Consider the following 23,164-nt stretch of genomic DNA (forward strand, 5'->3'; position numbering starts at 1 on the left):
CTTTGTCGACCGGTCCCTGTTGACCAATACGTATGGCGACGCCATACGGATCGGTGGCCGTACGAGGTTTTTCACCGGGTGGCCGTGGCGTTCGGCCGAGCGGCCCCGGCCCGCGGCCCGTCACGGTGCGCCGTCGGGCGCACCCCAGCGGCGCCACAGCGGTTGGTAGCTGATCCAGGCGACGAGGTCGGTGCCGAGTTGATCGCGGGTGGCGAGCGCGTCCCGGCGCTGGATCAGGGTGGGCTTGCCGGCTGCCCGGGCCGTGAGCTGCACCCGGGCGCAGCGCTCCATCGTGATGAACCACCAGGCCGCGGCGTCCACGGAGGCGCCGACGGTCAGCAGTCCGTGGTTGCGCAGCACGAGGCCCTTGTAGGGGCCCAGCGCCTCGGCGATGCGGCGGCCCTCCGGCACGTCCACGGCGACCCCGGTGTACGCGTCGACCAGGGCGTGGTCCTCGTAGAAGGCGCACGCCTCTTGGGTGAGGGGCTCGATGAGTTCGCCGAGGGCGGCGAGGGCGCGCCCGTGGACGGTGTGGGTGTGGGCGACGGCGACCGCGTCCGGCCGGGCCAGGTGGACCTGGGCGTGCACGGCGAACGCGGCCTGGTTGACGTGGTGGCCGCCGTCGACGACCTGCCCCCGTTCGTTGACCAGCAGCAGGTCGGCGGGGGTGACCAGGGCGAAGGGCAGGCCGAACGGATTCACCCAGAAGCAGTCCTGGTACACCGGGTCCCGGGCCGTGATGTGGCCGGACACCCCGTCCTCGTACCCCAGCCGGGCGAAGATCCGGAGCGCTCCGGCGAGGCGTTCCTTGCGGTGTGCGCGTTCGGCCTGCGGGGAGTCGTGGCGCGGCGGGAGGGCGAAGGCGAGCCGTTCGACGGGGACGGGAGGCGGCGCGGGCAGCGGGGCGGGGAAGGGGGCCGCTACCGGGCCGGGGTCCGGGGACGGGGACGGGGACGGATTGCGGGCGGGCGTCTGCGTCATGCGCGGAAGTTAGCGCGCGTCCCCGCAGGTGAACAGAGACGTGCGCGGCCCCGGACAGAGACGTGCGCGGCCCCTGGCGGAGCCGCGCACGTATGTCTCAGTGGCCCCGGGGGCTCACTCCCACTCGATGGTGCCCGGCGGCTTGCTGGTGACGTCCAGCACGACCCGGTTGACGTCGGCGACCTCGTTCGTGATCCGCGTCGAGATGCGGGCGAGCACGTCGTACGGCATCCGCGTCCAGTCCGCCGTCATCGCGTCCTCGGACGAGACGGGACGGAGCACGATCGGGTGGCCGTAGGTGCGGCCGTCGCCCTGGACGCCGACGCTGCGGACGTCGGCGAGCAGCACCACCGGGCACTGCCAGATGTCCCGGTCGAGACCGGCCGCCGTCAGCTCCTCGCGGGCGATGGCGTCGGCCTCGCGCAGCAGGTCGAGCCGGTCGCGGGTGACCTCGCCGACGATGCGGATGCCGAGGCCGGGACCGGGGAAGGGCTGCCGCTGGACGATCTCGTCCGGCAGGCCCAGCTCCTGGCCGACCATCCGCACCTCGTCCTTGAACAGCTTGCGCAGCGGCTCGACGAGCTGGAACTCCAGGTCTTCCGGGAGCCCGCCCACGTTGTGGTGGGACTTGATGTTGGCGGTGCCGGTGCCGCCGCCGGACTCGACGACGTCCGGGTAGAGCGTGCCCTGGACGAGGAAGGCGACCTCTTCGCCGTCGGCCGCGCCCTCGGCGACGATCTCGGCCTGCGCGTTCTCGAAGACCCGGATGAACTCCCGGCCGATGATCTTCCGCTTCTGCTCGGGGTCGGAGACCCCGGCGAGGGCGGACAGGAAGCGCTCCGCGGCGTCGACGACCTTCAGCTGTACGCCGGTGGCCGCGACGAAGTCCTTCTCGACCTGCTCGGTCTCGCCCTTGCGCATCAGCCCGTGGTCGACGTACACGCAGGTCAGCTGGGTACCGATGGCCTTGTGCACCAAGGCGGCGGCGACGGCGGAGTCCACGCCGCCGGAGAGTCCGCAGATGGCGCGCTTGCTGCCGACCTGCTCGCGGATGGCGGCGACCTGCTCGTCGATGACGTTGCCCGTGGTCCAGGTGGGCCGGATGCCGGCGCCCCGGTACAGGAAGTGCTCCAGGACCTGCTGGCCGTAGGTGGAGTGCATCACCTCGGGGTGGTGCTGCACCCCGTACAGCCGCTTCTCGTCGTTCTCGAAGGCGGCGACGGGCACCAGGTCCGTGGAGGCGGTGACCGTGAAGCCCTCGGGCGCGGCGGAGCAGGCGTCGCCGTGCGACATCCACACCTCCTGCTCGGCCGGGGTGCCCTCGAAGAGCGTCGAGGCGGTCTTGGAGACGTGCAGCCCGGTGCGGCCGTACTCGCGCGCGCCGGTGTTGTCGACGGTGCCGCCGAGGGTGGTGGCCATCAGCTGGAAGCCGTAGCACATGCCGAAGACGGGGACCCCGGCCTCGAACAGCGCGCGGTCGAGGGTGGGCGCCTGGTCCGCGTAGACGGACGACGGCCCGCCGGAGAGGATGATCGCCTTGGGGTTCTTGGCCAGCATCTCGGCCACGGGCATCGTGGACGGGACGATCTCGCTGTAGACCCGTGCCTCACGGACGCGGCGGGCGATGAGCTGGGCGTACTGGGCACCGAAGTCGACGACGAGTACTACATCGGCGACGGTGGGCGCGGCAGCGGGGGACGCTGATGACACTGGCGGCCTTCCGGCGGGGGTCTGGGCGGGGGTCGGTGTACCCGATTCTACCGGCCCCCCGCGTTGGCCCCGGCAGGCCACCGGGGCCATACTGTCCTCCATGCGTCACCACACGACCTCCGTCTTTACCTATGGCAACCGGCCCGTCCGGCTGCCACGGTCGTGCGTGTGATCCGCTGACACACGACTTCCCAGGCGCCCCGGGCCGGCTTCGGCCCGGGGCGCCCGTCGTTTCCGGACCGCAGTGACCGGACCGGGGCTCCACGGGAGACCGCGACGTACCTTCGCGACCGCCCCGCAACGAACCCCGAGGAGCCACACCGTGACCACCACGAGCACCACCGCCACCACCGCCACCACCGACACTGGCACCGGCACCGGCACCGGCACCGCCGAAGTGACGGAGACCACGGGCGCCCGCACGCCCGAGGCCGCCGAGCTGATCGGATCCGCCCGGCAGCGCATCGACGCCCTCGACGACCGCATCATCGGCCTCGTCCAGGAACGGATGGCGGTCTCCGCGGTGATCCAGGACGCCCGGATCGCCTCCGGTGGCCGCCGGGTGAACCTCTCCCGCGAGATGGAGGTGCTCGGCCACTTCCGCGACGCCCTCGGAAAGCCCGGCACCGCGCTCGCCATGACGGTGCTGGAGCTGTGTCGGGGCCGCATCTGAGTTCGGGCGCGCTCTCACCCGTACGGCGCGTGACCGTCGACGACGGGGCTTCGTTGGTACCGGTGTCCGTGTCAGCCAGGGGCGGCCCCGAAGGGAAATCCACGCGTGGCTCGCTGGAGCGTGTGACGTACGCAGTACGTCGTGGGACCTCGCGCCAGCGCGCGTGACCGGACGGCAGGGGACAGCAGCCCGGTCACCCCCGCGGCCGGTTCCGGGGACGCCCGGAACCGGCCGCAATCCGGTGCCCCCGGTTGCGCGGCGCGCAGCCGCTCCCCCACGATGCTCCACGTCCGGCAGGGTCCAGGCCGGGCCGGGCACCGGGTCGACCGGCACCACCCCAGACCAGCTCCCCCGCGGCGCAACCCCCCCGGCGCCGCGCCTCGGCACCGACGACGCCCTGACGTCGGTGCTGACCACCAAGGGCCCCGCGGTGCGCGCACCCCGCGGGGCCCTTGTCATGCGCTGCCGCGCCACGCTCTGCCGCCCGCGGCGCATCGAGCCGAGGATTTAGTGACCTAGACCACATAAAGTTCTTGTCAGTTCAACTGCAACCGTTTCGGCGGGACAGGGGTCGTAGAGGTCATCCACCGCGCACCAGCAGCCACGTCCGTGTGCTCGCACCACGCGCGGGTCGTGGGGGCCGCTGCACTCGGAGGGGGGTGCAGCGGCCTCCTCCTTATCCGGGCCGACTTCCGGGCCCAATCCGGGCCGAATCCAGGCCGCCTTCCGAGCTGACTTTGCGGGCCACCCACTCCGCGCCGTTCTGCTTTGCGCTGCGCTCAGGCGCCGCTCGGGGTCAAGCGTCGGTTTCCGGCCGCGTGCGTCCGGCGTCCTCGGCTCCGCTTACCGTGCCGGCCCCGGTTTCCGAGGGCCGTACGACCGGCATCCCGAGGTGCGTCAGCCGTAGCGCACCGAACGCGTCGTCGGGCACCGCGGGCGAGTGCGGCGCCACCGGTGCCAGCCGTCGGTACGGCTCCCCCGGCGCGGGCCGCGCGTCCGCCTCGCCCCGGTTCGGCCACAGCGCCATCGCCCGCTCCGCCTGCGCCGTGATCGTCAGGGACGGGTTGACGCCGAGGTTCGCGGTGACGGCCGCGCCGTCGACGACCGAGATGCCCGGGTGGCCGTGGAGCCGGTGGTACGGGTCGACGACGCCCGTCCGCGGGTCCGCGCCGATCGGGCAGCCGCCCAGGAAGTGCGCGGTCAACGGGGTGCCCATCAGCTCCCCGACGTTCGACCCGGCGAAGCCGTTGATCTCCTCGGCGAGCACGGTCGCCGCCCGCGTCGCCGCCGGGATCTGGTTCGGGTTGGGCGCGCCGTGGCCCTGGCGGGCGGTCAGCAGGCCCTTGCCTATGCCCGACGGCTTGCGGTGCGTGGTGAGGGAGTTGTCCAGCGACTGCATGACGAGTTGGATCAGGGTCTTCTCCGACCAGCGGTGCTGGGAGAGGGTGCGCAGCGCGAGCACCGGGTGGCGGACCATGCCGCCGAGCCAGCCGGTGATCCGGCCGCGGGCCGTGGCGCGGTAGGGGACCTGGAGGGTCGTCAGGAGTCCCATGGCGTTGGAGCCCTTGCCGTAGCGCACCGGCTCGATGTGGGTGTCGGCGTCGGGGTGGATGGAGGAGGTGATGGCCACCCCGCGCGTGAAGTCCACCCGGGGCGCGCCGTGGCGCTTGCGGTAGCGCCGGTCCCCGGTCTGCGCCCCCACCAGCGCTTCGGAGTTGGTCCGGGTCAGTTCGCCGAGGCGGGGCGAGATGCGCGGCAGCAGGCCGGTGTCCTTCATCCGGTGCAACAGGCTCTGGGTGCCGTACGTACCGGCGGCGACCACCACCCGCCGGGCGCGGAACACCCGGCCCCTGCCCTTCCTCCGGTCGTCGGTGGGCAGGGTGCCGACGGCGTAACCCCCGCGGGAGTCCTCGGTGAGGGTGACCGCGGTCGTCATCGGGTGGACGACGGCGCCGGCCCGCTCCGCGAGGTGGAGGTAGTTCTCGTTCAGGGTGTTCTTGGCGCCGTGGCGGCAGCCGGTCATGCACTCGCCGCACTCGGTGCAGGCCCGGCGGGCGGGCCCGGCGCCGCCGAAGTACGGGTCGGGGGCGGCGTCCCCGGGGGCCGCCGTGACGCCGCAGCCGTCGGCCCCGTCGCCGAAGAAGACCCCGACGGGCGCCGGGTGGAAGGTGTCGCCGATGCCCATGGACTCGGCGGTCGCCTTCAGGTGGACGTCGGAGGCGGTCGTCGTCGGGTTGATCCGGACGCCGAGCATCCGCCGTGCCTGGTCGTAGTACGGGGCGAGTTCGCCCTGCCAGTCGGTGATGTCCTTCCACTGCGGGTCCTGGAAGAAGGCGGCGGGCGGTACGTAGAGGGTGTTGGCGTAGTTGAGGGAGCCGCCGCCCACGCCCGCGCCCGCCAGCACCATCACGTTGCCGAGCAGGTGGATGCGTTGGATGCCGTAGAGGCCGAGCGCCGGGGCCCACAGGAAGTTCTTCAGGTCCCAGGAGTTCTTGGGCAGGGTGGCGCGGGTGAAGCGGCGGCCGGCTTCGAGGACGCCGACGCGGTAGCCCTTCTCGGTGAGCCGCAGGGCGGAGACGGAGCCGCCGAACCCGGACCCGATGACGATGACGTCGTAGTCGTAGTCGTCGCCGGGGTGTCTGCGGGCAGGGGGTACCTCGGGCACGGCTCTCCTCCGTAAGAAGGGCGGATCGAGCTAGGACCTGTCCTACTGATCAGACGGTCAGCGCAGCCGGAAGGTCTTCATCAGCCGCAGCGAACGGCTCATCAGCTCCGCGTACTTCTCGTCGTCCATGCCGAACGCCGGCCCCATCGGCACCAGCCGCTGCTGGGACACCGTCTGCGCCTCGGTGAACTTGAGGATGCCCTCCGCGCCGTGCCGCCGCCCTAGGCCGGAGTCCTTCATTCCGCCCATCGGGGACTGCACGCTGCCGTACGCCGGGGCGTACCCCTCGTTGATGTTGACCGTCCCGGTGCGCAGCCGGGCCGCGATCGCGTGGCCCCGCTTGCCGTCGCGGGTCCAGACGCTCGCGTTCAGCCCGTACGAGGTCGCGTTGGCGCGCTCGACGACGTCGTCCTCGTCGGTGAAGCGGTAGATCGACACGACCGGGCCGAAGGTCTCCTCGGTGCACACGGCCATCGGCGGCTCGACGCCTTCGAGGATCGTCGGCTCGAAGAAGAGGGGGCCGATGTCGGGACGGGCGACGCCGCCGGTGACGACGGTCGCGCCCTTGGCCACGGCCTCCTCGACGTGCCGGGTGACGGTCTCCAACTGCCGCTCCCCGACGAGGGAGCCCATGTCGGCCCCGTACGCGAGGGAGGTGCCCAGCCGCATCGCCCGGGTGCGCGCCGCGAACCGCTCCACGAAGTCGTCGGCGATCGACTCGTGGACGTACAGCCGCTCGATGGCGATGCACAGCTGCCCCGCGGAGGAGAAGCAGGCGCGGACCGCGCCCGCGGCGGCCTTATCCACGTCGGCGTCGTGCAGCACGAGCATGGCGTTCTTGCCGCCGAGTTCGAGGGAGACGCCGACGAGTCGGTCGGCGGCGGTCCGGGCGACCTCGCGGCCGGTGCGGGTGGAGCCGGTGAACGAGACGTAGTCGGCGTGCTTGACGACCTCGGGCCCCACGACCGGGCCCTCGCCGAGGACCACCTGGAAGACCTCCGCCGGCAGTCCCGCCTCGATCAGCAGGTCACGCGCCCACAGGGCGGTCAGTGCGGTCTCCGTGTCGGGCTTCATCACGACGGCGTTGCCGGCGACGAAGGCGGGCAGCGCGTCGCCGACGGAGAGCTCCAGCGGGTAGTTCCAGGGGGCGATCTGGCCGACGACGCCGCGCGGCTGGCGCAGCTCGGTGGTCTTCGTCAGCACGGGGACGACGCCGGCGTGCCGCTTGGGGCGCAGATACGCGGCGGCGCGGCGGCCGTAGTGCCGGGCGGCGACGGCGACGGCCTGGATCTCCTCGTGGGCGTGCATCCGGGCCTTGCCGGTCTCCAGCTGGATGAGGTCGAGGACCTCGGCCTGCCGCTGGAGCACCAGGTCGTGGAAGCGCAGCAGGACGGCGGCGCGGGTGCGCACCGGGGTGGCGGCCCAGACGGGTTGGGCGGCGCGGGCCCGGTCGAACGCCTCGGCGACGTCGTCGGGGGTGGACTCGGGCAGGTCGGCCAGCTTGGCGCCGGTGAACGGCGTGTGGTTGGCCGTACGTCCGGAACCGACGACTCCGCGGGTGAGCTGGGCCACCACCTCGGGCGTCACCACGTCGGCCGCGGTGCGCGCACCGGCCGGTGCGGTGGCCTTGGGGTTGGTGCCGAGCACGTCGGGGGTGGCGTCGAGGGTGGTCGGGGCCTTCGAGTCCGTCATGTGGCCGAGCGTATGCCCCGACCGACCCTTTGGGTACCCGTGGGTAACAGCTTTTGGCCGAACCCGGGACCACGCCAGCGATCACTGGCCGGATAAGCCCTGATCAGGGGCGCCATCGCGGTTGGACGGCTGCGGCAGACCGGTGCGACGCCTTTGCGACGCCGGTGCGACGGGCCGGTGCGGAGATGGCGTGGAGATGATGTGGGGGACCCTGGTGACCCGCGGGAACCGGGGGGAATCGGGGGGAACCGGCGGCGGGGACACGCGCCATTCCGACGCCTCAGAGGTCCTCGATCTTCAGGTTCTTCACCACGGTGTCGAAGATCCGCTCGCCCTCCTCGGCGGCCCATCCGTCGGCGGGTCCGGCGACGCGCAGCCGCCAGTAGACCTCCTTGCCCTCCTCGCCGGTGACGACCACGCGCTCCATCCAGCGGTCGCGCTGCTCGGACTCCTTCGCCGTGGCGGCGTACTGCACGTGCTCGACGGTCATGTCGAAGGCGGGCTTGCCCTGGTGGCGGGTGTCCTCGACCGTGACCTCCGCGCTCTCGATCTCCCGGCCGTCCACGCCGCCCTTCTCGTAGTGCCGCTGCCACGCCTCCTTGGTGGGGGCCAGTTCGTTGTCGAAGGCGGTGGTGTCGGTCTTCTCGACGAAGACGTAGAAGACGCCGCTCGGGTCGCGGTAGGTGACGGTGTTGCCGTCGTCGTCCTGCTCTCGGCGGTAGTCGGAGGGCACGGCGATGCTCGCGGAGACCACCTCGCGGTCGTTGCGCACCTCCCAGCCGTCGGGGAGGCCCTCCTTCGCGAACGGGTTCACGAGGACCAGCGTGAGCACGGCGGCCAGCACCAACGCCCCGCCGCCGATGCCGTACCGGGCCTTCTTGCTGCCGTGCAGGACCGGGGGAACCCAGCGGCTGCCGCGGCCCTGCGGACCCCGCCCGGCGGCGCCGGCGAGCTGCGTCAGCTCGTGCACCGACGTCTGCGGCCGGGCCAGGGACTCCAACGTCTGGCGGATCTCCGCCACGTCCGGCCGCATCGTGGGCTCCTTGCGCAACAGGCGCATCACGAGCGTGCCGAACGCACCCGCTCCGCGCGACGGCGGCGGCGGTTCGGCGGAGACGACCGCCTGGAGCGTCGCGTGGATGTTGCTGCGCAGGTACGGCGAGACGCCCTCGACCGCCGCGTACAGCACCACGCCCAGGGACCACAGGTCCGCCTCCGGGCCGGGGGCCTGGCCGAGCGCCCGCTCGGGGGCGATGAACTCCACCGTGCCGACGAAGCCGCCCGTCTCCGTGAGGCGCTGCTCCCCCTCGACGTGCGCGATGCCGAAGTCGGTCAGGACGACCCGGTCGGCGCGGCCCAACAGGATGTTGTCCGGCTTGACGTCGCGGTGCAGCACCCCCGCCGCGTGGGCGGCGGTCAGCGCGCCGAGGACGGCGGCGCCGATCCGGGCGGCCTCGCTGACGTCGAGCGTGCCGTCCCGCAGGCGGGTGGCGAGCGACTGGCCCTGGACCAGCTCCATCACGATCCAGGGCTGCGCGTCCTCCACCACGACGTCGTGGATGGTGACGACGCTGGGGTGGTCGATCCGGGCGGCGGCGCGCGCCTCGCGCTGCATCCGCAGATGGGCCGTCTCGCGTTCGGCCTGGCTCAAGTGGTCGGGCAGCCGGGGTTCCTTGACGGCGACCTGCCGGTCCACGACCTCGTCCCGGGCCTGCCACACGGTGCCCATGCCGCCCTGGCCGAGCCGGCTCAACAGGCGGTAGCGCCCGCCGATCAGCCGCCCGGAGCCGGAGATGTTGGAGGTGTTGGAGGTGTTGGAGGTATGTGAGGTCTCAGAGGTGCTGGAGGGGCCGGGCGCCGGGGCGGGGTCGGCCTCGGCGGGTGTGGCGGGCGGCGGAACGGGGGCGTGCTGCGCGGCCGGTGCCTGAGGAGGAGCGGGCGTCCCCGTCGACTGCACGGGCACCTGCGGCGCGTTCGGCGGCCTGAGTTGATAGCTGGTGGGCTCGGCTGCCCGTCCTCCGTCGTTCGTCATGCGCACCATCCTCGTGACGTCGTGCAGGCGGATGCTACCCACGGTGGACAGCGGATGCAGAGCCGTGACAGTGGCGGACCGGGAAACGGCCGTACGCCGCCGCACGACCGCCCTACGACCGCCGTGAACGCGCCGTCCGCGCGCCGCCGGGCTGACGGGCCCGCCGGGCTCACTCCTCGCCCGTCGCCCGCCAGCCTTCGAGCATCGTGTCGAACTCGCCGCGCGTCTTCGCCCAGGTGGCCGCCGGCCCCGACAGATACAGCGCGTACTCGGTGCCGTCGGCGGTCTGGTACAGCTGGTCCACGGCGTGGCGCGGACCGGCCTGCCCCTCCGTCCAACTGAACTCCCACAGCGCGGCCTTCTGTTGCCCCTTGAAGGTGTTCCGCTTCAGCGAGGTCCGCTCGTAGTCCGGGAGCCTGCGCAGGTCCCGCTCCAACTGGAGGGCGAGGTCGTACGAATCGTCGTACTCCGGCGCCCGGTTGACGCCGATGCGCAGCAGGTGCCGGCCGCCGTCGGGCGAGTAGTCGGCCTGGCCGTTCTTGGCCGTGACGCGCCGCCAGCCCTCGGGGACGACGACGGAGAAGCCCAACGGGTCCTTCAGGCGCTGCCAGCCCTCCGGCACGGACCCCCGGTCGTCGGGCGCGTCCGACGGCTTGGTGGAGTCATCGCCAGAGCCGGAGCCAGAGCCGGAGCCGGAGCCAGAACTGGAGCCGGAATTGGGCGCCTTGGACGAGCCGGTGGCTCCCTCGGTGGAGGTCTCCGTGCCGGTACGGGCCTGGTCCTTGCCGTCGTCCGAGTCGCCGTACTTCATCGCGGCGAAACCGGCGCCGCCGCCCACGACGGCGGAGAGCAGGACCACGACCGCGGCCCGGCGCAGCCGCCCGCCGCCACGGCGCTTCTTCTTCTGCTGCTGTCCGGACGGTGCCGGAGCCGGTACCGGAGCCGGGGGCTCCGCGGCGGGAGTCGTCGGAGGGTGGGCCGCGGGCGGTGCGGCGGCCGGGGCCGGGGTCTGGGCCGGGTCGCCGACGGGGAGCGGCGCGGTCGACACCCGCGGCTCGGGCGGCGCACCGACGGTGGGTGCCTCTCCGCCTGCGGAGTGCGGGACGGCGCGAGTGGGGGCCGTGCCCTCGTGGCCGGCACCGGGCGCGGAGACGGAAGCGGAGGAAGCGGATGCGGAGGAAGCAGGGGGAGCGGAGGATGCGGGGGGAGCGGAGGATGCGGGGGATGCGGCGGGGGCCACGGGCGCGGGCTCCGGCCGCGTGCGTATCGCCGCGGTCTGCGCGGGCGCGATCCGTACCGTGCCCTCCAACTCCGCCACCACCGCCTTGAGCATCCGCTCCACCTCGAACCCGACCGGTCGGGCCTCCGGCTCCTTCGCCAGCAGCGCCAAGATGACCGGCTCCAACGGCCCCGCGCGCTCCGGCCTGGCCGGCTCCTCGCTGACCACGGCCTGCATGCTCGACAGCGGTGACGTGCGCCGGAACGGCGACTGCCCCTCCAAGGCCGCGTACAGCGTCGCCCCCAGCGACCACAGGTCGGAGGCCGGCCCCGGGTCGGCGCCGCGGACGCGCTCCGGCGCCAGGTAGTCGATGGAGCCGATGATCTCGCCGGTGCGGGTGATGGTCGAGTCGCCCTCGATGGCGGCGATGCCGAAGTCGGTGATCAGGACGTTGCCGTCGCGGGCCAGCAGCACGTTCGCCGGCTTGACGTCGCGGTGCAGCACCCCGGCCGCGTGCGCCGCGCCGAGCGCGCGCAGCACCCGCAGACCGATCCGGGCGGTCTCCAGCGCGGACAGCCCCTCGGCCTCCTTGGCCGCCTCGGCGAGCGAGGGCCCGTCCACGTACTGCATCACGATCCAGGGGCGCTGGTCGTGTTCGAGCACGTCGTGGACGGTGACGACGCCGGGGTGGGTGATCCGGGCGGCGGCCCGCGCCTCCTTCTGCGTACGGGCGTGGAGCACGATCCGGTCCGCGTCGGACGCGTACTTGCCGGCGGTCAGCTCCTTGACGGCGACGACCCGGTGCAACACCTCGTCGTGCGCGCGCCACACCCGGCCCATGCCGCCGCGGCCGATGGACTCCACGAGCCGATAGCGGCCCGCAAGCAGCACTCCGGCGCCGACCTGCACGCCCTGTTCGTTCTCCACGTCCGCGAAGTCCCCCTGCCCCATTCCTTGGTGCCCAGACTACGGAAGGGGTCCGTGAGTCGGAAACGCCGGTGTCATCCGTGGCGCGCCGGCGCCCTCAGCCGTTCTTCCGGTAGGCGTCGACGGCCAGTTCGTACGCCTCCGTCACCTTGTCGCGGCGGTCGCTCGGGCCGATCACCTGGACGACGTGGTACCGGCCCTCGATGACGATGACCCGGTTGCGGACGAAGACCTCGCGTCCGCTGCCGTCCTGCCAGGTGTACTCCCCCTCGGCCATGACGCGCCGCCCGACCTCGATCCGGCGCAGTCCGCTCGACGACGACCACGACGAGTCGCGGAACGGCTGGAGTTCGCGTTCGCGGTCGCGCTGGTAGGCCAGCGGGTCCTCGTCGTCGGAGCGGACGGTGTCCCGGCCGGGGACGATGATCAGTACGAAGTCGTCGTCCGCGTAACGGACCTGGCCGGCGTCGTTCATGGGGCGGCGCTGCCAGGTGCGGTCGACGGCGACGCTGAAGCCCTCGGGATCGCTGCGCAGCTCGTACCCCTTCGGCAGCTTGCCGGCGGAGCCGGCCGCGGGCGCGGAGGTCTGCGCCTGCTCGGAGCCGGGGGAGCTGCCCGGGCTGCTCGGACCGCCGTTCGTCGACGGATCTGGGGTACCGCCGGGCGTGGGGCGGGGGTTGCCCCGGGGCGCGGTGCGGTCCCCGGACTCGCCCGACTTCGGCATGAACAGCACGGCGTACGCCACGGCGGCGGCGAGGAGCAGCAGCACCAGCAACAGCAGCCGGCGTCCGAGGGACTTCGGGCCGCGCTCACGCCGGGGCTTCTCGGCCGGGCGGGGCTTCTCGGCCCGGCTCTGCTGCCGGGTCTTCCTGTGCCGGTGGCGGCCGTGCTCCACCTCGGCGGAGGATCTGCGGCGCCGGCGCACCAACTCGCCCTTGCGGCGCAGGATGGGCAGTCGCTCGCCGCCGGTCGCGGCGCCGGCACCGGACGGCAGCGCGACGACGTCCGTGCCGGCTTCGGGCTCCGGCGCCGAGCGCACGAGCGAACGCAGCCAGCCGCGCAGCTCCTCGACGTCCGGCCGCTCGGTGGGGTCCTGCCGCAGCAGCGACTCGACGACCGGGCGCAGCGGACCGCACTCCTCCGCGAAGGCGGGCGGCTCGGAGCACACGAGTTGGACGAGCTCGGCGGCGTTCTCCTCGGGGTAGGGCGCGTGGCCCTGGACGGCCCGGTAGAGCAGGGCGCCGAGGGCCCAGAGGTCGGTGGCGGGGCCGACGGGGGCGGCCAGCTGCCAGTTCTCGTGTACGGGGCCGGCCTGCTCGGGCGCCCAGCGCTCGGTGACCGCGCCGACGATGGCGATCCTGGCCTGGCGGGCGCGCTCGGCGGCGAGCGGGGTCGTGGGGCCCTGGTAGGCGGGCGGGCCGTCGTCGTCCGACGGTGCGTCCCAGCCGGCGGCGGACTGGGGGTGTCGGCTCGCCGGCACGGCGGACGGTGCGGGCGGGGGCGGCGAGGCGGGGGCCGGCTGGCGCCGGGCGTCCGCGCCGAGCGCACCGCCGCCCGCACGCTCCTGCCAACTGGACTCGGCGCTGCGGTGCGGTGCGTACGGCTCCGGTGGTGGTGTGGGCCCGGGCGCGGGCGCGCCGCCCGGTCTGCCCGCGCGGGCCACCGGTAGGGCGGGCAGACCGCCGGAGGCGGGGGGCAGGGCCCGTACGCCGTAGGGGTCGCTGTCGCGCTGCGGACGGTGGTGCGGTCCGCCGCCGTCGGGGGCCACTGGGCCGGTCGCCGGCAGTCCACCGCCGGCGCCGAGGGGGCGCGGCCCGTCGTGGCCGGGCAGCGGGGCGTCGTGCCAGGTGCCGGCGAGGCGGGCGTGACCTGGGGCGGAGTCGTCGTCCTGGCCCTGGCGGTCCTCGGGGCCGGGGGTCACGTGGTCGTGGTAGCGCGGGCCGACGGGGCCGGGGTCCTGGGCGCCCTCACCGGGCTTGCGCGCCCACCAGTCGGGGTCGGAGCCGGTCTGCACCGGGGGGTCACCGGCCCGGCGCTGCTCCTCGTTGACTCGGGCCGCCGCCCGCGCGCCGGCGCGGTACGCGGCGATGGCGCCGGCTCTCGCGGACCGCACGTCCGGCACGGCGGGCGGGGCCGGGCCGTCGTAGGGATCCACGTCCGAGGCGGAGCCACGGTCCGTATCGAGGTCAGAGCCGGGGTCCGAGGTGCGGCCCTCGGCGGGCGCCGACGGCTCGAAGCCGCCGTGGTCTTCCGCGCCTTCCGCGTCTGAGTACCCCCCCGAGTACGCGTCTGAGTACTCGCTGGAGTCCTCGTCCGACCAGTCATCGTCTTCGACGGAACCCTCAGCGAAGGGGTCCGCGTCGACGTCGTGCGCGGTCGGGACCGTCGAGTAGCCGCACAGGGCCTCCTCGGCGGCGCCGGACGCGAGGCCGGTGAGCACGACCCGCCCGTCGTCGCAGACGAGGACCGTACGGGCGGAGATGTTGCGGTGGATCCAGCCCTGGGCGTGCAGCACGCGCAGCGCGGTGAGCACGTCGGAGGCGATCTCGGCGGCCCGGTAGGGCGTGAGGGGCTTCTCCGCGAGCAGCGCGGCGAGCGGGCGGGAGGCCACGCGCTCGCTGACTATCCACAGCGAACCGTCTTCGGCGAAGACATCGAAGACCTGGTCGAGCCGGGGGTGGTCGGGGACCTGCGCCGCGGCGCGGGCCGCCTCGATGGCGCGGACGACGGCGGGGTCCATGGCGCGGCGGGCCGCGCGGCTGGCGGCGTAGCCGAGGTGCCGCCCGGATCCGTGGGCGCCGGGCTCGGCGTCCGGATCGACCACCTCCGCGTCCACGACCTCGGGCAACGGCACCTGGCGCACCAGGACTTCCTGCCCGCTGTACGTGTCGAAGGCCCGGGTTTCGACCAGTTCGTACTCGTCGGACGGGAGCAGCGGAAGGCGGTAGCGGTCGGCCAGCACCCTGCCCGCGTAGTCCTCCATGCCGCCTCCCCTCCTGCCCCGCTCCTCGGCCCCCGTGGAACCGACGGCCGGTCATGTCCGGTCGGTCAGGGGCGCGGTGTGGTCGTGGCCCGCCCGCGACCTCTCACGATACGTGTACCCACTCAGTCCTTGGGCTTGAATGTCGCGAACGCGGTCTCGCGCAACGTCTTGCACTCCGCCGCGTCCCACTCGCTCGCCTTGCAGGAGACCATGATCGAGTAGCCCCGCTTGGCGTCGACCTTGAAACCGCGGTTCAGGACGCGTATTCGCTCGCCGCCCTGGTCGCGCTCGAACTCCCAGTCCGCGACGGTCGGGTAGCCGTTGTACTCGACGGCCTTGATACCGATGTGCTGGTAGCCGCTGCTGGCGCCCTTGGTCGCCGCGACGGCGGCGGACCAGGCGGCAGCGGCGTCGTCCTTGGGGCTGTTGTTGAAGTCGACCTGGACCCGGGGGAAGGCGCCTTCGGCGGTGTTGAAGATGCCGCCCGAGTTCCGTCCGGCGATGTCCGTCATGCGGAAGCCCTGCGGCATGGCCATGGTGAACCGGAACTGGTCGTTCGACACGCTTTGGTACCCGGCCGGCACTCCCCCCTTCACGGGGTCCTGCCCCTTGGGCGGGGTGATGCCGGTGCCCGATCCCGAACCGCTGGGCTGACCGCTCTGCTTCCCGGTCTCCTTGCCGCTGTCGCCCTTGGGCTGCTCCTGGGAGCCGTCGCCGCTCTTGTCGCCGCTGCCGGGGGTGGTACCGGCGGACGCGGACTTGTCGCCGCCGGGGGCCGACTTGTCGTCGCCGTCCTCGCCGTCGAGCGTCAGGTACAGGATGACGCCGACGACCACCAGCACGATGCCGACGGCCAGGAACACCAGAGTGCGCCGCGGCACCACGTCCGTCAGCGGCGCGCGGGTGGGCGCGGCCCGCTGCACGGGCGGCTGCGGCGGGGGTGCCTGCGCGGGCGTACGCGCACCGGTCGCGCCGTGCTGGGCGGCGGGGCGCGCGCCCTGGCCCGCCGACGCGTTGCGCGCGGACCGCAGGGCGCCGCGCACCCGGTCCGCGGCCGGCGCCTCCGCGCGGGGCGCGGGCGTCGGGGCGGGCGGCGGCATCACCGGCAGCGTCATCGCACGCGTGGCGTCCGCGGGGAGTTCCGCTTCGTCCGGGCCGTTCACCACGCCGGTCAGCAGCGCCCGCGCGCCCGCGTCGTCGAGCCGCTGGTCGGGGTCCTTGGCGAGCAGGCCGTAGATGACCTCCTCCAACGGACCGGCGTTCTTCGGGCGGTCGAGCGGCTCGGTCATGACGGCGGTCAGGGTCGCGATCGCGGACCCCTTGTCGTACGGCGGGGCGCCTTCGACCGCCGCGTACAGCAGGCCGCCCAGCGACCACAGGTCCGCCGCGGGCCCGGGTCGGTGGCCCCGCGCCCGCTCGGGCGAGATGTACGAGGGCGCTCCGACGAGCATGCCGGTGGAGGTGATGGAGGGGTCGCCCTCGACCTGGGCGATGCCGAAGTCGGTGAGCACCACGCGGCCGTCGTCCGAGATCAGCACGTTCGACGGCTTCACGTCCCGGTGCAGGATGCCCTCGCGGTGGGCGGAGCGCAGCACGTCGAGGATGGCGAGGCCGACCTCGGCGGCCCGGCGCGGCGTCAGCGTGCCGTCCTCGCGGATGACTTCGGCGAGGGACTTGCCCTCCACCAGCTCCATCACGATCCACGGCCGGTCGTCCTCGTCGACGACGTCGTAGACGGTGACCGCGCTGGTGTTGCGGATCCGGGCGATCGCCTTGGCCTCGCGGAGGGTGCGGGTGATCAGCCGGCGCTTCTCCTCCTCGTCGATGCTGTTGGGGAAGCGCAGCTCCTTGACGGCGACGGTGCGGCTGAGCGTTTCGTCAACGGCGCGCCACACGGTGCCCATGCCGCCGCGGCCCAGCACTCCGCCGAGCCGGTAGCGACCGGCGAGCAGCCGCCCCTCGCTCTCCTCCGTCCCGGAACTCCGCCGGGACGCCCCGGCCTTGCCCGCCGACTTGGCGCCCGAGCCCTTCGCGCCCGCAGCCTTCCCGCTCGACGCCTTCTCGCTTGGCGCCTTCTCGCCCCGGGCTCTGTCTCCCGTGGCCTTCCCGCTCTGGTCCTTGTCGCCCCGGCTTCCTTCGTCCTGAGCCTTGTCGCCCGGAGCGCCCTGGGCCTTCTGGCCGGCTCCGCTCGCGCCCGCGCTCTTCTCGCCGGAGCCCGACTTCGCCTCAGCCTTCTCCTCGGCCTTCTCGCCGGCGCGCTCGTCGGCCTGTTCGGCAGGGGCAGGGGGCGCACCATCGGCGGGCCCGGCGGTCCGGTCCGCCGAACCGCCGTCGGCGGCCAACCGCTTGGCGTCGGCGGACAGCTCCTCGGAAGGGGACTCCGACGCGGAAGCGGACTCCGGCTCGGGCGCGGTCCGGGACGGCTCGCCGGTCGTCTGCCTGGGCACCCGCCGGGCCGGCTTCTTCGGCGCGTTCTCGCCCCCGGCCGGGCCGGAACCGGCTGCCTCGACCGCGGCGCCGCCCCCGTCCTTGCCGTCGTCCTGGTCCGTGGCCGTACGGCCGACCGCATCCGACGTCGACCGGTCGTCACGCTTCCCGCCGGGCTCGACCGCCGCCGCAGTCCCGTGCTCCTCGGAGCCGTCCCGCTGGGGTTTCCGCGACTGCTCTGCCTCCGACATGCGTCCCCTCTGCGATCCCTGGTCTTCGCCCGCGCCTGCCGCTCCCGCGCGATGCGGTAACACGCCCTGGCAGAGCTTTCATTGTCCCTCACTCCGGGACTGGCGCGTCTTCCGGGTCCGTCACGCGCCCGGGGTGGTGGCGAGGGTAGTACGGAAGGCACCGGGCGCCCACCATGCCACCGATCCTCGCAAAGCTCACCGTCCGGATGGTCACACCCCGGTGAACTCCCCGCGCAGCAACATCCGGTTCACCCCCGAACCACCAGGGTTGTCCAGGGGCCCGACCCCGCCGGGCTCGTCGGCGGCCCGCCCCCGGGGTCGCGTCACAGCGGCACGATGTCCGGCGCCCCCAACCTCGCCGCGTCCGCCGTGAGATCGTCCGGCTGGCGCTGCGACTCCCGCTCCGCTTCGACGCGCTTCTCGTAGTGCGCGACCTCCTTCTCGATCTGCTTCGCGTCCCACCCCAGCACCGGCGCCATCAACTCGGCGCACTCGCGCGCGCAGCGGGTGCCCCGGTCGAAGGTCTCGATGGAGATGCGGGTCCGCCGGGTGAGGACGTCGTCGAGGTGGCGGGCGCCCTCGTGCGACGCGGCGTAGACGACCTCGGCACGCAGATAGTCCTCCGCTCCGGCCAGCGGCTCACCGAGGCCGGGGTCGGCGGCGATCAGGGCCAGGACCTCCTGGGCGAGCGATCCGAACCGGTTCAACAGGTGTTCAACGCGCACGACGTGGATCCCGGTGCGCGCCGCGATCCTCGCGCGGGCGTTCCACAGCGCGGCGTACCCCTCCGCTCCGACCAGGGGCGTCTCCTCGGTGACGCAGGCGGCCACCCGTTGGTCGAGGCCGTGCACCGCCTCGTCCACCGCGTCCTTGGCCATGACCCGGTACGTCGTGTACTTGCCGCCGGCGACGACGACCAGCCCGGGCACCGGATGGGCGACGGTGTGTTCGCGGGAGAGCTTGCTGGTGGCGTCCGACTCACCGGCGAGCAGCGGGCGCAGCCCCGCGTACACCCCCTCGACGTCGTCCCGGGTGAGGGGGACGGCCAGCACCGAATTGACGTGCTCCAGCAGATAGTCGATGTCGGCGCTGGACGCGGCCGGGTGCGCCTTGTCCAGGTCCCAGTCGGTGTCGGTGGTGCCGACGATCCAATGACGCCCCCACGGGATCACGAAGAGGACCGACTTCTCCGTGCGCAGGATCAGTCCGGTGGTGGAGTGGATGCGGTCCTTGGGCACGACGAGGTGGATGCCCTTGGAGGCGCGGACGTGGAACTGGCCGCGCTCGCCGATGAGCGCCTGGGTGTCGTCGGTCCACACCCCGGTGGCGTTCACGATCTGGCGGGCGCGGATCTCGTACTCCCCGCCGCCCTCGACGTCCTGGACGCGGGCCCCCACGACCCGCTCGCCCTCGCGCAGGAAGCCGATGACCCGGGCCCGGCTGGCGACCTGGGCGCCGTACGTGGCGGCGGTGCGCACCAAGGTGGCCACGAAGCGGGCGTCGTCCATCTGTGCGTCGTAGTACTGCATGGCGCCGACCAGGGCGTCCTTCTTCAGGCAGGGCGCCACGCGCAAGGCGCCCCGCCGGGAGAGGTGGCGGTGGACCGGCAGGCCGCGGCCGTGGCCCGAGGAGACCGACATCGCGTCGTACAGCGCGACGCCCGATCCGGCGTAGAAGCGCTCCCAGCCCTTGTGCTGGAGGGGGTAGAGGAACGGAACCGGCTTCACCAGATGGGGCGCCAGCCGCTCCAGCAGCAGACCCCGCTCCTTCAACGCTTCGCGGACCAGCGCGAAGTCCAGCATCTCCAGATAGCGCAAGCCGCCGTGAATGAGCTTGCTGGAGCGGCTCGACGTACCCGATGCCCAGTCCCGGGCCTCCACGAGCCCGGTCGAGAGCCCTCTGGTCACCGCGTCGAGCGCGGTGCCCGCGCCGACAACGCCGCCGCCGACCACCAACACGTCCAGCTCCCGCTCGGCCATTGCGGCGAGCGCCTGCGCGCGCTCCTCGGGTCCCAGTGTCGCTGTCCTCACTGCGTGCCTCCCGTCGCCCCCGTCTGTCGTGCCCGGGCCCGGATCCCGGCCCCGGCGTCGGCCGGGGCCCCGTCCACGGACGCCCGCGTCCCGTGCGCGCGTCCAAGTCCCGTACCGCACACGCGCGGCCCGCACGTCCGTGCGCTTGCCGCGCGGACGTCCGCACCGTGCGCCTGCCCGCACGGGCCCGACCCATGTGCCGCGCCCCCGCCCAACCGGGCGGACGACACGACCCACTGCTGTGCCCACCTCCGGGAATCCGCCCCGGTGGCCCGGCTCACAACATCGATTCTGTCCGCACTCGCCGACTTCAGCCACCGCCTGTGGATAACACTCGGGCGGCCACGCCCGCGCAATACCGCATATCGGTCATATTTACGCCTAGTCTGACATTGCGCCCGCCTCATTTCGCCCACAGGGCTTGCGCCAACGCCCGCCATCGGTTAAGGGAAGGACGGCCAACGCCATGCCCGCAGATCTCGCCGTCATCGGACTCGGTCACTACGGTCTGCCGCTGGCCCAGGCCGCCGTGGCCGCCGGGATCCAGACCATCGGCTACGACACCGACCCCCGCCAACTCGCCGAACCCGCGGCCGGCCGCACCCCCGCCGACATCCGCCGCATGGTCTCCAACGGGTTCCGGACCGTCACCGACCCCGCCGAACTCGGCCGGGTCCGCACCGCGGCCCTCTGCGTCCCCACCCCGCTCGGCGCCGACGGCAACCTCGACCTCACCGCCCTCGCCGACGCCGCCCGCGCCCTCGCCGCCCGCATGCGCCCCCACACCACCGTCCTGCTCGAATCGGCGGTGCAACCCGGCACCACCGAGGGCTTCCTGCGGCCCCTCCTCGAAGAGGGCTCCGGGCTGCGGGCCGGCCGCGACTTCCACCTCGCCCACTCCCCCGGACGGGTGGATCCCGGCAGCCGCACCCACGGCTACGCCAACACCCCCAAGGTCATCGGTGGACTAACACCCGCCTGCACCGAAGCCGCCGCCGCCTTCTACGGCCGGCTCAGCGACAAGGTCGTACGCGCCCGCGGACCCCGCGAAGCCGAGACCGTCCAGGTCCTGGAGACCAACTTCCGCCACGTCAACATCGCGCTCGTCAACGAGATGGCGATCCTCTGCCACGACATCGGCGTGGACCTGTGGGACGTGGTGCGCTGCGCCGAGACCAAGCCGTACGGCTTCCTCGCCTTCCGCCCCGGGCCCGGCGTCGGCGGACACGGCGTCCCGATCGACCCGGGCGTCCTGCCCCACCCCGGACGCACCCCAGGCCCCCCGCTGCGGATGGTGGGCCTGGCTCAGGAGATCAACAACCGGATGCCCCAGTACGTCATCCAGCGCTGCGCCACCCTCCTGAACGAACACGGGAAGTCCGCGCGCGGCGCGCGCGTGCTGCTGCTCGGCGTCACCTACCGCCCCGACATCGCCGACCTCCAGGGCTCCCCCGCGACCGAGATCGCCCGCCGCCTGATGGACCTGGGCGCGTCCGTCAGCTACCACGATCCGTACGTCCCCGGCTGGCACGTGCACGAACGGCCCGTCCCCCGCGCCGACTCCCTCTACGAGGCCGCGTCCGGCGCCGACCTGACGGTCCTCCTCCAGCACCACCGCACCTACGACCTCCAGGGACTGGCCGTGAAGGCGCAGCTCCTCCTGGACACCCGCGGCGCCACCCCCGTCGGCGCCGCACACCGACTGTGACCGGTAAATCCCGCGGCGTTGTCAGTCGCCGCTGTTAATCTCCCGACCATCGACCCGCACGTGCGTGCGGGAGCCAGTCTTGGGGGGATCCACCGATGAGCCAGTCCGTTCCGCCGCCGTCCGGCAATCCGTTCGCCCCGGGCCCCGAGGGCCAGGGGCCGCAGGGCGCGCCCTTCGCACCCGGCGTCCCGCTCGCCCCCGCCCCCATGCCCGTGCGCAGCAAGCCGGGGCTCGGCGTCGCTGCCGGCGTCGCGGCGGCCCTGGTGGCGGCGGTCGCGTACGGGCTGGTCACGGGCTCCATCGAGCGCGAGTTCGGCTGGGCCGCGCTCGGCGTCGGCGCCCTCATCGGCTTCGCCGCCAACAAGGCCGGCGGCGGCCACAAGCTGCTGCCCTTCGTGGCCGCGGTGCTGGCGCCGCCCGCGGTGTACCTGGGCCAGCTCATAGGTCTGTCCATGGTCCTCGCCGAGTTCTTCAAGGTGCCCTTCACCGAGATCTTCTTCGAGGAGTTCGGCGCGGTGCGGGACGCCTGGAGCAAGGAGGCGGACTTCGCGACGTACAGCTTCATGGTCGTCGGAGCCCTCGTCGCCTTCGCCACCGCCCGGCGCAGCGACTGACCCCGCGCGCGCCCGTGGAACCGCCGCACGCACACCGGCGCTGACGCACGAGGGCCCGTGTCGGACCGTCCGGTCCGACACGGGCCCTCACCCGCTCCGTGCTCGCGCGTCAGCGCTTGTGCTGGGAGTCCCCGACGGTCACCTCAACGCGCTGGAACTCCTTCAGCTCGCTGTAGCCCGTGGTCGCCATGGCGCGGCGCAGGGCACCGAAGAAGTTCATCGAGCCGTCCGCGGTGTGCGAGGGGCCCGTCAGGACCTCCTCCGTCGTCCCGACGATGCCCAGGTCGACCAGCTTGCCGCGCGGCACGTCCTCGTGCGCGGCCTCCATGCCCCAGTGGCGGCCCCGGCCGGGCGCGTCCGTCGCCCGGGCCAGCGGCGAGCCGATCATCACGGCGTCCGCACCGCAGGCGATCGCCTTCGGCAGGTCGCCGGACCAGCCCACGCCGCCGTCGGCGATGACGTGCACGTACCGGCCGCCGGACTCGTCCATGTAGTCACGGCGGGCGGCGGCGACGTCGGCCACCGCCGTCGCCATGGGCACCTGGATGCCCAGGACGTTGCGGGTGGTGTGCGCGGCGCCGCCGCCGAAGCCGACGAGCACGCCCGCCGCGCCCGTGCGCATCAGGTGCAGGGCCGCCGTGTACGTGGCGCAGCCGCCGACGATCACGGGGACGTCCAGCTCGTAGATGAACTGCTTCAGGTTCAGCGGCTCGGCCGCGCCGGAGACGTGCTCGGCGGAGACGGTGGTCCCGCGGATCACGAAGAGGTCCACGCCGGCGTCCACCACGGCCTTGGAGAACTGCGCCGTGCGCTGCGGGGAGAGCGCCGCGGCGGTGACCACGCCGGAGTCGCGCACCTCCTTGATGCGCTGCCCGATCAGCTCCTCGCGGATCGGCGCGTCGTAGATCTCCTGCAGGCGCCGGGTCGCGGTGTCGGCCGGCAGCTCGGCGATCTCGTCCAACAGCGGCTGCGGGTCCTCGTACCGCGTCCAGAGCCCTTCGAGGTTCAAAACGCCCAGACCGCCCAGCTCGCCGATCCGGATCGCGGTCTGCGGGGAGACCACCGAGTCCATGGGGGCGGCGAGGAAGGGCAGGTCGAAGCGGTAGGCGTCGATCTGCCAGGCGATCGAGACCTCCTTCGGGTCCCGCGTGCGCCTGCTCGGTACGACGGCGATGTCATCGAACGCGTACGCCCGCCGTCCGCGCTTGCCGCGCCCGATCTCGATCTCAGTCACCTGTTTGGGCCTTTCCCT

Annotated in this window: 13 protein-coding genes; 3 read left to right on the forward strand and 10 right to left on the reverse strand. The window is 73.3% G+C overall.

Features of this window, described 5'->3' with window-relative positions; genetic code table 11:
• Positions 1 to 120: 120 nt before the first annotated feature.
• A complete protein-coding gene (locus ABZ842_RS02025; protein ID WP_361530097.1) occupies positions 121 to 981 on the reverse strand; it encodes a class II aldolase/adducin family protein in 861 nt (286 codons plus the stop codon).
• A 114-nt stretch (positions 982 to 1,095) separates the two neighbouring features.
• Positions 1,096 to 2,691, reverse strand: coding sequence for a glutamine-hydrolyzing GMP synthase (guaA, locus tag ABZ842_RS02030; RefSeq protein ID WP_361530100.1), 1,596 nt, complete (start codon positions 2,689 to 2,691; stop codon positions 1,096 to 1,098).
• Between the two features lie 397 nt (positions 2,692 to 3,088).
• Between guaA and ABZ842_RS02035 the strand changes: the two genes are divergently transcribed.
• Positions 3,089 to 3,364, forward strand: coding sequence for a chorismate mutase (locus ABZ842_RS02035; protein ID WP_361530948.1), 276 nt, complete (start codon positions 3,089 to 3,091; stop codon positions 3,362 to 3,364).
• Positions 3,365 to 4,160: 796 nt separating this feature from the next.
• On the opposite strand, the gene ABZ842_RS02040 is transcribed toward ABZ842_RS02035, so the two are convergent.
• The 7 genes from ABZ842_RS02040 to ABZ842_RS02070 all read right to left on the reverse strand — a co-directional run bounded on the left by ABZ842_RS02040 (position 4,161) and on the right by ABZ842_RS02070 (position 19,590).
• The gene (locus tag ABZ842_RS02040; protein WP_361530103.1) at positions 4,161 to 6,029 is read right to left on the reverse strand and encodes a GMC family oxidoreductase; all 1,869 of its coding nucleotides are present in this window, start codon (positions 6,027 to 6,029) and stop codon (positions 4,161 to 4,163) included.
• A gap of 57 nt (positions 6,030 to 6,086) precedes the next feature.
• A complete protein-coding gene (locus ABZ842_RS02045) occupies positions 6,087 to 7,721 on the reverse strand; it encodes a succinic semialdehyde dehydrogenase (RefSeq protein ID WP_361530106.1) in 1,635 nt (544 codons plus the stop codon).
• 280 nt (positions 7,722 to 8,001) lie between these two features.
• A complete protein-coding gene (locus tag ABZ842_RS02050) occupies positions 8,002 to 9,753 on the reverse strand; it encodes a serine/threonine-protein kinase (RefSeq protein WP_361530109.1) in 1,752 nt (583 codons plus the stop codon).
• 169 nt (positions 9,754 to 9,922) lie between these two features.
• Positions 9,923 to 11,899: a serine/threonine-protein kinase gene (locus ABZ842_RS02055; RefSeq protein ID WP_361530113.1), complete on the reverse strand. Its 1,977-nt coding sequence runs from the start codon at positions 11,897 to 11,899 to the stop codon at positions 9,923 to 9,925.
• A gap of 97 nt (positions 11,900 to 11,996) precedes the next feature.
• Positions 11,997 to 14,882, reverse strand: a complete 2,886-nt coding sequence (locus ABZ842_RS02060) for a protein kinase (protein WP_361530116.1) — start codon at positions 14,880 to 14,882, stop codon at positions 11,997 to 11,999.
• Between the two features lie 122 nt (positions 14,883 to 15,004).
• A complete protein-coding gene (locus tag ABZ842_RS02065) occupies positions 15,005 to 17,560 on the reverse strand; it encodes a protein kinase (RefSeq protein ID WP_361530119.1) in 2,556 nt (851 codons plus the stop codon).
• A 323-nt stretch (positions 17,561 to 17,883) separates the two neighbouring features.
• Positions 17,884 to 19,590: a glycerol-3-phosphate dehydrogenase/oxidase gene (locus ABZ842_RS02070; RefSeq protein ID WP_361530122.1), complete on the reverse strand. Its 1,707-nt coding sequence runs from the start codon at positions 19,588 to 19,590 to the stop codon at positions 17,884 to 17,886.
• Positions 19,591 to 20,056: 466 nt separating this feature from the next.
• On the opposite strand from ABZ842_RS02070, the gene ABZ842_RS02075 reads away from it, so the two are divergent.
• Positions 20,057 to 21,298: a nucleotide sugar dehydrogenase gene (locus ABZ842_RS02075; protein WP_361530125.1), complete on the forward strand. Its 1,242-nt coding sequence runs from the start codon at positions 20,057 to 20,059 to the stop codon at positions 21,296 to 21,298.
• 95 nt (positions 21,299 to 21,393) lie between these two features.
• Entirely contained in the window at positions 21,394 to 21,912 is a 519-nt protein-coding gene (locus tag ABZ842_RS02080) for a hypothetical protein (RefSeq protein WP_361530128.1), read from the forward strand.
• Between the two features lie 109 nt (positions 21,913 to 22,021).
• Here the strand turns inward: ABZ842_RS02080 and ABZ842_RS02085 are convergent, their stop codons facing one another.
• A complete protein-coding gene (locus ABZ842_RS02085) occupies positions 22,022 to 23,146 on the reverse strand; it encodes a GuaB3 family IMP dehydrogenase-related protein (RefSeq protein WP_361530131.1) in 1,125 nt (374 codons plus the stop codon).
• Between the last annotated feature and the right edge of the window lie 18 nt (positions 23,147 to 23,164).

It is taken from the genome of Streptomyces sp. NPDC047315, from assembly GCF_040643215.1.
Taxonomy (GTDB): domain Bacteria; phylum Actinomycetota; class Actinomycetes; order Streptomycetales; family Streptomycetaceae; genus Streptomyces.

Excerpts from the sequence above, each read along its gene's own strand:
- ABZ842_RS02025 (WP_361530097.1), bottom strand. The coding sequence starts at position 981 with ATGACGCAGACGCCCGCCCGCAATCCGTCCCCGTCCCCGTCCCCGGAC.
- ABZ842_RS02060 (WP_361530116.1), bottom strand. The coding sequence starts at position 14,882 with ATGGAGGACTACGCGGGCAGGGTGCTGGCCGACCGCTACCGCCTTCCG.
- ABZ842_RS02080 (WP_361530128.1), top strand. The coding sequence starts at position 21,394 with ATGAGCCAGTCCGTTCCGCCGCCGTCCGGCAATCCGTTCGCCCCGGGC.
- ABZ842_RS02050 (WP_361530109.1), bottom strand. The coding sequence starts at position 9,753 with ATGACGAACGACGGAGGACGGGCAGCCGAGCCCACCAGCTATCAACTC.
- ABZ842_RS02065 (WP_361530119.1), bottom strand. The coding sequence starts at position 17,560 with ATGTCGGAGGCAGAGCAGTCGCGGAAACCCCAGCGGGACGGCTCCGAG.
- ABZ842_RS02075 (WP_361530125.1), top strand. The coding sequence starts at position 20,057 with ATGCCCGCAGATCTCGCCGTCATCGGACTCGGTCACTACGGTCTGCCG.
- ABZ842_RS02045 (WP_361530106.1), bottom strand. The coding sequence starts at position 7,721 with ATGACGGACTCGAAGGCCCCGACCACCCTCGACGCCACCCCCGACGTG.